Here is a 9,395-nt window from a genome sequence, read left to right on the forward strand (position 1 = left end):
CCGGCCCTCCAGTTCGACAACTGGCAGTGGCTCTCCCTGACGCTGGCCGCGCCGGTCGTCGTATGGGGCGGGCTGCCCTTCCACCGGGCCGCCTTCACCAACCTCCGGCACGGCGCGGCCACCATGGACACCCTGGTCTCGCTCGGCACGCTGGCGGCCTTCGGCTGGTCCCTGTGGGCCCTGTTCCGGGGGCACGCGGGCATGCCGGGCATGCGGCACGGCTTCGAGTTCGGCGTGTCCCGCACGGCTGCCTCCTCGACGATCTACCTGGAGGTGGCCGCCGGGGTCGTGGCGTTCATCCTGCTGGGCCGCTACCTGGAGGCCCGCTCCAAGCGCCGGGCGGGCGCCGCCCTCAGGGCGCTGCTGCATCTGGGCGCCAAGGACGTCTCGGTGCTGCGCGAGGGCCGGGAGACCCGGATCCCCGTCGAGCGGCTGGTGGTCGGCGACCGGTTCGTCGTACGGCCCGGGGAGAAGTTCGCCACCGACGGCACCGTCGTCGAGGGCACCTCCGCCGTCGACGCGTCCCTGCTGACCGGGGAGTCCGTGCCGGTGGACGTGGGCGTCGGCGACGCCGTCACGGGCGCGACGGTGAACGCGGGCGGCCGGCTCGTCGTCGAGGCGACCCGCGTGGGAGCGGACACCCAGCTGGCGCGGATGGCGCGGCTGGTGGAGGACGCGCAGAACGGCAAGGCGGAGGTACAGCGGCTGGCCGACCGGATCTCCGCCGTGTTCGTGCCCGTCGTCCTGCTGATCGCGGTGGCCACGTTCGGCGCCTGGCTCGGCGTCACCGGCGACCCGACCGCCGCCTTCACCGCGGCCGTCGCGGTGCTGATCATCGCCTGCCCGTGCGCGCTGGGCCTGGCCACGCCGACCGCCCTCATGGTCGGCACGGGCCGCGGCGCCCAGCTCGGCATCCTCATCAGGGGCCCCGAGGTGCTGGAGTCCACCCGCCGCGTCGACACGGTCGTCCTGGACAAGACCGGCACGGTCACCACCGGCCGGATGACGCTCCAGAAGGTGTACGCCGCCGAGGGCGTCCCCGAGGAGGACGTCCTGCGCCTCGCGGGCGCCGTCGAACACGCCTCCGAACACCCGGTCGCACGGGCCGTCGCCGCGGGCGCCGAGGAGCGCCTCGGCACCCTGCCGCCCGTCGAGCGCTTCCGGAACGAGCCCGGAAAGGGCGTACACGGTCGTGTGGCGGGCCACGACGTGCAGGTGGGCCGGATCCACGACGGACCCCTCCCCGAGGCGCTCAGGGCCGCCAAGGAGGCCGCGGAGGACGAGGGGCACACGGCGGTCGTGGTGGTCCGCGACGGCACGGCGGTCGGTGTCCTCACCGTCGCCGACGCGGTCAAGGACACCAGCGCCGAGGCCGTCCGGCGGCTGCGGGCGCTCGGACTGACCCCGGTCCTGCTGACCGGCGACAACACACGGGTGGCCCGGTCCGTGGCCGCCGCCGTCGGCGTCGCCCCCGACCAGGTGATCGCGGAGGTGCTGCCGCAGGACAAGGTCGACGTCGTACGGCGGCTCCAGCGCGAGGGCCGCACGGTCGCGATGGTCGGGGACGGGGTCAACGACGCCGCCGCGCTCGCCACCGCCGATCTGGGGCTCGCCATGGGGACGGGCACGGACGCGGCGATCGAGGCGAGCGACCTGACGCTGGTCCGCGGCGACCTGCGGGTTGCCGCCGACGCCATCCGGCTGTCCCGCCGCACCCTGGCCACCATCAAGGGAAACCTGGTGTGGGCCTTCGGCTACAACGTGGCCGCGCTGCCGCTGGCCGCCGCCGGACTGCTGAACCCGATGATCGCGGGGGCAGCAATGGCCTTTTCGTCCGTTTTCGTGGTCACGAACAGCTTGCGACTCAGGGCATTTGCGTGACGACCGGGTAAAAGTCCCTCTAGAGTCCGGAAGCAGCCTCACATAAGCTCTTCACAAGGCTCGCGCATCTTCCTTACGCTGGGGCCTCGGTCGCCGTATCGGGTCTCTTGCGCATCTTCAGGACATAAGGCAAGAGACGCAGATCACAGTGGCGCGAACGTAACCAACGAAGGGGTTCGTGAGTCTAAGTTGGCGATGTCAGAAGCGTCTTGGGGGGCGCGACTGGCATCTGGGGATGTCTTGGGGGACGTTCCCGGAACTGCGTTGCCGGGGCACGTACCCGGGGAGCTTTGAGCGGCCCTCCCGTACGTACGCGTCCCGGCAGACCGCACCTCACCGCACGACAACTTCACATACGCAGGACGGACCCCGTCCTGCTCAGCGATTCAGGCGCTGGTCCACCAGACGCCCGGCCGGATCCCGTGGGGGGAATCCGCACCGGGACATGGGAAGGCGCCCTGCTCGCCGGCCCGTGGGGGGACCAGCGGCGCAGGGCGCCTTCTTTTTCGTGCCCAGAATGCGCTTTCCATGCCTGTGCGACGTCCTGTGCCCGTGTGGGCCGGGGAAGCCGAAAGGGGCGCGGGGAACCGGGCGAACGGCTCCCACACACCCCACGACGGAGAACGGTCTCCGGAGAACCCCTAGCGGGCCTCGACCGGAACGAAGTCGCGCTCGACGACGCCCGTGTAGATCTGGCGCGGACGACCGATCCGGGAACCCGGCTCCTTGATCATCTCGTGCCACTGGGCGATCCAGCCGGGCAGCCGGCCGAGGGCGAACAGGACCGTGAACATCTCGGTCGGGAAGCCCATCGCGCGGTAGATCAGACCCGTGTAGAAGTCCACGTTCGGGTAGAGGCTGCGCGAGACGAAGTAGTCGTCGGAGAGCGCGTGCTCCTCCAGCTTCAGGGCGATGTCCAGCAGCTCGTCGGACTTGCCGAGCGCGGAGAGGACATCGTGCGCGGCAGCCTTGATGATCTTGGCGCGCGGGTCGAAGTTCTTGTAGACCCGGTGGCCGAAGCCCATCAGACGGACGCCGTCCTCCTTGTTCTTCACCTTGCGGATGAAGGAGTCGACGTCACCGCCCGCGTCGCGGATGCCCTCCAGCATCTCCAGCACGGACTGGTTGGCGCCGCCGTGCAGCGGGCCCCACAGCGCGGAGATGCCGGCGGAGATCGAGGCGAACATGTTCGCCTGCGAGGAGCCGACGAGGCGGACCGTGGAGGTCGAACAGTTCTGCTCGTGGTCCGCGTGGAGGATGAGCAGCTTGTCGAGGGCCGAGACGACGACCGGGTCGAGCTCGTACTCCTGGGCGGGGACCGAGAAGGTCATGCGCAGGAAGTTCTCGACGTAGCCCAGGTCGTTGCGCGGGTAGACGAACGGGTGACCGATCGACTTCTTGTACGCGTAGGCCGCGATCGTCGGGAGCTTCGCGAGCAGACGGATCGTGGAGAGGTTGCGCTGCCGCTCGTCGAACGGGTTGTGGCTGTCCTGGTAGAACGTCGACAGGGCACTGACCACGGAGGACAGCATCGCCATCGGGTGGGCGTCCCGGGGGAAGCCCCGGTAGAAGTTCTTGACGTCCTCGTGCAGCAGCGTGTGCTGGGTGATCTCGTTCTTGAAGGTGGAGAGCTCGTCCACCGTCGGCAGCTCGCCGTTGATCAGCAGGTAGGCGACCTCCAGGAACGTGGAGCGCTCGGCCAGCTGCTCGATCGGGTAGCCGCGGTAGCGGAGAATGCCCGCCTCGCCGTCAAGATAGGTGACGGCGGATTTATAGGCGGCGGTGTTCCCGTAACCGCTGTCCAGGGTGACCAGACCGGTCTGGGCCCGGAGCTTCCCGATGTCGAAGCCCTTGTCGCCGACGGTGCTGTCGATCACCGGGTAGGTGTACTCGCCGTCGCCGTACCGCAGTACTACAGAGTTGTCGCTCACGTCTTCCCTCACCGACGTAGTGCCTCATCTTCGAGGTGCCCTGACTGTCTCTACCATCCCCCAATTGGCTCAGGAGAGTGCACTCGGGGTCGACCATCGGGCCTATCGGCGGCACTGAGTGCCGCCAACTTGCTCATCCTGCCCGCTCCGTCCGGCATCTGGAAGGGCTGTGTGACCTTTGCGACTCATTTGATCGATCAAATTTCACTCACGTGACGCCGGGGAGTCGCGAGAGGGCCCCTCGATCGGTCCCCTCCCTAGATCCTGGGGGCTACAGGGTCCGGGGCGCGAGCCGGAAGTCGAGGGCCGTATACCGCCGCCCCGCGGACACCGTGCGCACCGCCTGACCGAGGGCCTTGCGGGAGCCGACGAGGACGACCAGTTTCTTCGCCCGGGTCACCGCTGTGTAGAGCAGATTGCGCTGGAGCATCATCCAGGCGCCGGTGGTGACCGGGACGACCACCGCCGGGTACTCGCTGCCCTGGGAGCGGTGGATGGTCACCGCGTAGGCGTGCGCCAGTTCGTCCAGCTCGTCGAACTCGTACGGCACCTCCTCGTCCTCGTCGGTGAGGACCGTCAGGCGCTGGTCGACCGGGTCGAGCGCGGTCACCACGCCGACGGTGCCGTTGAAGACGCCGTTGGCTCCCTTCTCGTAGTTGTTGCGGATCTGGGTGACCTTGTCGCCGACGCGGAAGACCCGGCCGCCGAACCGCTTCTCGGGCAGGTCGGGGCGGGCCGGGGTGATGGCCTGCTGCAACAGGCCGTTGAGGGTGCCGGCGCCGGCCGGGCCGCGGTGCATGGGCGCGAGCACCTGGACGTCCCGGCGGGGGTCCAGACCGAACTTGGCCGGAATCCGACGGGCCGCCACATCCACCGTGAGCCGCCCGGCGGCCTCCGTGTCCTCCTCGACGAAGAGGAAGAAGTCCTTCATGCCGTCGGTGACCGGGTGGTGCCCGGAGTTGATCCGGTGCGCGTTGGTCACCACACCGGACTGCTGGGCCTGCCGGAACACCTTGGTGAGGCGGACCGCGGGGACGGGACCGCCGTCGGCGAGCAGATCGCGCAGGACCTCGCCGGCGCCGACACTGGGCAGTTGGTCGACGTCCCCGACGAACAGCAGGTGCGCGCCCGGGGGTACCGCCTTCACCAGCTTGTTGGCGAGGAGGAGGTCCAGCATGGACGCCTCGTCGACGACCACCAGGTCGGCGTCGAGGGGACGGTCCTTGTCGTAGGCCGCGTCGCCGCCGGGCTTCAGCTCCAGCAGGCGGTGGACGGTGGACGCCTCGGCGCCGGTCAGCTCGGCGAGGCGCTTGGCGGCGCGGCCGGTGGGGGCGGCGAGGACGACCTTGGCCTTCTTGGCGCGGGCCAGCTCCACGATCGAGCGGACCGTGAAGGACTTGCCGCAGCCGGGGCCGCCGGTCAGCACGGCCACCTTCTCGGTGAGCGCGAGCCGGACGGCGGCCTCCTGCTCGGCGGCCAGCTCCGCGCCCGTACGGCCCTTGAGCCAGGACAGTGCCTTGTCCCACGCCACGTCACGGAAGCCGGGCATGCGGTCCTCGTCGGTACGCAGGAGGCGCGACAGCTGGGCGGACAGGGACAGTTCGGCACGGTGGAAGGGGACCAGGTAGATGGCGGTGACCGGGTCCGAGCCGGGGTCGGGGCCGGGGACCTTCTCCCGTACGACGCCAGGCTCGCCCGACTCCTCGTCCGGCTGGGCGAGTTCGGCCAGGCACTCGATGACGAGGCCCGTGTCGACCTGGAGGAGCTTGACCGCGTCGGCGATCAGGCGTTCCTCGGGGAGGAAGCAGTGGCCCTGGTCGGTGGACTGCGACAGGGCGTACTGGAGGCCCGCCTTGACGCGCTCCGGGCTGTCGTGCGGGATGCCGACGGACTGGGCGATCCGGTCGGCGGTGAGGAAGCCGATGCCCCAGACGTCGGCGGCGAGGCGGTAGGGCTGGTTCTTCACGACTCCGATCGAGGCGTCGCCGTACTTCTTGTAGATGCGCACGGCGATGGACGTGGACACCTCGACGGTCTGGAGGAAGAGCATCACCTCCTTGATCGCCTTCTGTTCCTCCCAGGCGTCGGCGATCTTCTTCGTGCGCTTGGGTCCGAGGCCGGGGACCTCGATGAGGCGCTTCGGCTCCTCCTCGATGATCTTCAGGGTGTCGGTCCCGAAGTGCTGGGTGATGCGGTCGGCGAAGACCGGGCCGATGCCCTTGACCAGGCCGGAGCCGAGGTATCTGCGGATGCCCTGGACGGTGGCCGGCAGGACGGTGGTGTAGTTCTCCACGGTGAACTGCTTGCCGTACTGGGGGTGGGAGCCCCACACGCCCTCCATCCGCAGGGACTCGCCGACCTGGGCGCCGAGGAGCGCGCCGACGACGGTGAGGAGGTCGCCGGCGCCGCGGCCGGTGTCCACGCGGGCGACCGTGTAGCCGTTCTCCTCGTTGGCATACGTGATGCGCTCCAGCACGCCTTCGAGCACGGCGAGTCGGCGCTCACCGGTCCCCGTCTGATTCGCCACCATGATCCGACGCTACCGCCCCGGTCCGACAACGCCGTCGGCTCACCGCGAACACCCCTCTTGACTTTCCTTCCGGCCTGTCACTACGGTCTCGCAGAATTTCGAACAGTGTTCGCAATATCGAACATATCGAACCGCCGCATGAGTGCCCGACGGAGGACTCTCTATGCGTTACCGCCTCAGACGCAGCCGCGCCCTCGCCGCCCTGTGCGGCTCGGTGCTGTCCATCAGTCTGCTGTCCGCCGGGCCGGGTGCGACGTCCGCGCAGGCCGCCGACGACCCCAACGCCGTCGCCCTCGACAAGGACGCGATCCTCGCGGCCAACCAGCTCGACGAGCCCCAGTGGTACAAGGACAACATCCCGTTCCTCGACACCCCCGACAACGACATCGACGACGTCTACTACTACCGGTGGAGCACCTTCAAGCGCGCGCTGCGCTACACGGTGCCGGGCACGGGGTACGTGTCGACCGAGTACGACGTCCCGATCGGTTACGCCGGGAACCCGTACACCGCGCTCCCGGACGCCACCGGCTACCACCTGCTGGACGGCCGCTGGCTGCACAACCGCGACTACGCGGGTGACTACCTGGACTTCTGGCTGCGCGGGGCGGGCAACCCGGGCGTACGGAACTTCAGCGAGTGGATCACGAGTGCCGCGTACCAGCGGTACCTGGTCACCGGGGACGCCGCGCAGATCAAGTCCGAGCTCCCCCACCTCATCGCGCTGTACAAGCGGTGGGACTCCAACTTCAACACCGACATCACGGTCAACGGCACGCAGTCCACCAGCGACCTCTTCCACCAGAGCCCGTTGTCCGACGCCACGGAGTACACCGAGACGTCGATGCACAGCAGCAACTGGTTCAGCGGCGGCCGCGGCTACCGGCCCACCATCAACGCGTACATGTACGCCGCCGCCCAGGCGATCAGCAAGATCGCCACCATGAACGGCGACACGGCGACCGCGAACGACTACGACGCCAAGGCCACACAGCTCAAGTCGGCCGTGCAGAACTCCCTGTGGGACCCGCAGCGCAACTTCTTCATGCAGGTCTACAACACGGACAGCACCAACGGCACCCTGAAGCAGACCAGGACGACCTGGCGGGAGCTGATGGGCTACGCCCCCTGGGCGTTCAACCTGCCGGACGCGCAGTACTCGTCGGCGTGGAAGTACCTGAACGACCCCAAGCGGTTCAAGGCGCCGTTCGGGCCCACGACGCTGGAGCGGGTGCACGACTTCGAGGCCGAGCAGGCCACCGTCAACCACGCGAACATCTTCAGCGGGTCCACGGCCTCCAACGGCAAGTACGTCGGCCAGATCGACTTCGACGACAGTTACGTCACCTTCACCGTGGACGCACCCGGCGCCGGGACCTACCCCGTGACCGTGCACTACGCCAACGGCACGTCCGGCACGTCGACCCACAAGCTGATCGTGAACGACGACACCGCGAACCCGATCACGGTCAGCTACGCGCCCACCGGGGCGTGGCAGAAGTTCTCCGAGACGCAGTCCGTGACCGTGCAGGTCCCCCTGAAGGCCGGGGCCAACACGCTGAAGTTCGCCAAGGGCTCGAGCTTCGCCGAGATCGACCGGATCACCGCGAACCCGTACTTCAACTACCAGGCGATACCCGCCCAGCAGAAGCGCGACGACGCCAACTGCTGCCACTGGAACGGTCCGAGCTGGCCGTTCCAGACCAGCCAGGTCCTGACCGGTCTCGCGAACCTGCTCCAGGACTACCCCGCGCAGAGCTTCGTCACCAAGACCGACTACCAGACGATGCTGGCCCAGTTCGCCGACCTCCAGCACAAGGACGGCAAGCCCTACATCGCCGAGGCCGCCAACGGTGACACCGGCGAGTGGATCTACGACGGGTTCAACTTCAGCGAGCACTACAACCACTCCAGCTTCAACGACCTGGTGCTCACCGGTCTGCTGGGCATCAAGCCGCAGGCGAACAACACGCTGGTGCTGAAGCCGCTGGTCCCTTCGGGCTGGGACTGGTTCGCGGTGGAGAGCCTCCCGTACCACGGCCACACTTACTCGATCCGCTGGGACCGGGACGGCTCGCACTACGGCAAGGGCAGCGGGCTGCAGATCTTCCAGGACGGCGTGCGCATCCACCAGTCCTCGACGGTCGGCAACACCACCGTGAACGTGGCCGCCCCCGTCACCCCGGCGCAGCCCCCGCGGCTGATGAACGTGGCGGCCAACCCGCTCACCGCCGAGCAGGACTGGCTGGGCCGCACGATCACCCAGCCCTACCCGAAGGCCTTCGCCTCCTACACCAACACCGTCTCCAACGGCCCGCACTGCCACAGCGGCCAGACCTGCAAGCCGACCACCTTCGACGCCCCGCTCCGGGCGACGGACGGCTGGATCCGCTACGACAAGATCCCCGACGACCGGTGGACCAACTCCGGCTCGCCGAACGCCACCGACCACCTCGGCGTCGACTTCGGGGCGCCCCGCAAGATCAACGAGGTGAAGTTCTACACCTACGACGACGGCGCGAACATCCGCGTCCCGGCGAGCTACACCGTCCAGTACCTCAAGGACGGGGCCTGGGTGAGCGTCCCGAGCCAGACCAAGAGTCCATCGGCGCCGGCCGCGAACAACGCCAACGAGGTGACCTTCCCGACGATCACCACGTCCCAGTTCCGGGTGGTCTTCACACCGCAGGCGGGCAAGTTCGTCGGCGTGACCGAGCTGGAGTCCTGGTACCCGGAGACACCGCGGGTGAAGATCGTCAACAAGAACAGCGTCCTGGAGCTCGGGATCACCGGTTCCTCGATCGCCGCGGGTGGCGCCGTCCAGCAGCAGAGCGCCAGTGACAGCGCCAACCACTGGTGGAAGATCGTCCCGGCCGAGAACGGCTACTACAAGATCTTCAACACCAACAGCGGTCAGGTCCTCGGCGTCAAGGACGCGTCCAAGACCGCCGGCGCGGCGGCCTTGCAGTGGGGGGACACGCTGACCGGCGACCATCTGTGGTCGATCGTCGACGCCGGTGGCGGCTACGCCAAGATCGTCAACAAGAACAGCG

At 68.5% G+C, this 9,395-nt stretch carries 4 protein-coding genes; 2 read left to right on the top strand and 2 right to left on the bottom strand.

Features of this window, described 5'->3' with window-relative positions:
- Positions 1 to 1,881 (top strand): copper-translocating P-type ATPase (locus AOK15_RS29000; protein ID WP_055521305.1); only part of this gene is annotated, 1,881 nt, incomplete at its 5' end.
- Between the two features lie 641 nt (positions 1,882 to 2,522).
- Here AOK15_RS29000 and AOK15_RS29005 read toward each other — a convergent pair.
- Together AOK15_RS29005 and recD2 are read right to left on the bottom strand one after the other, a co-directional pair.
- Positions 2,523 to 3,812: a citrate synthase gene (locus AOK15_RS29005; RefSeq protein WP_055521306.1), complete on the bottom strand. Its 1,290-nt coding sequence runs from the start codon at positions 3,810 to 3,812 to the stop codon at positions 2,523 to 2,525.
- A 271-nt stretch (positions 3,813 to 4,083) separates the two neighbouring features.
- Entirely contained in the window at positions 4,084 to 6,342 is a 2,259-nt protein-coding gene (recD2, locus tag AOK15_RS29010; RefSeq protein ID WP_107099537.1) for an SF1B family DNA helicase RecD2, read from the bottom strand.
- A 163-nt stretch (positions 6,343 to 6,505) separates the two neighbouring features.
- On the opposite strand from recD2, the gene AOK15_RS29015 reads away from it, so the two are divergent.
- The coding region (locus AOK15_RS29015) for an MGH1-like glycoside hydrolase domain-containing protein (RefSeq protein ID WP_055521307.1) at positions 6,506 to 9,395 on the top strand (2,890 nt) is incomplete at its 3' end.

It is taken from the genome of Streptomyces ossamyceticus, assembly GCF_001418475.1.
GTDB lineage: Bacteria > Actinomycetota > Actinomycetes > Streptomycetales > Streptomycetaceae > Streptomyces > Streptomyces ossamyceticus.

Coding starts and splice junctions, on each gene's coding strand:
- recD2 (WP_107099537.1), bottom strand. CDS start 6,342: ATGGTGGCGAATCAGACGGGGACCGGTGAGCGCCGACTCGCCGTGCTC.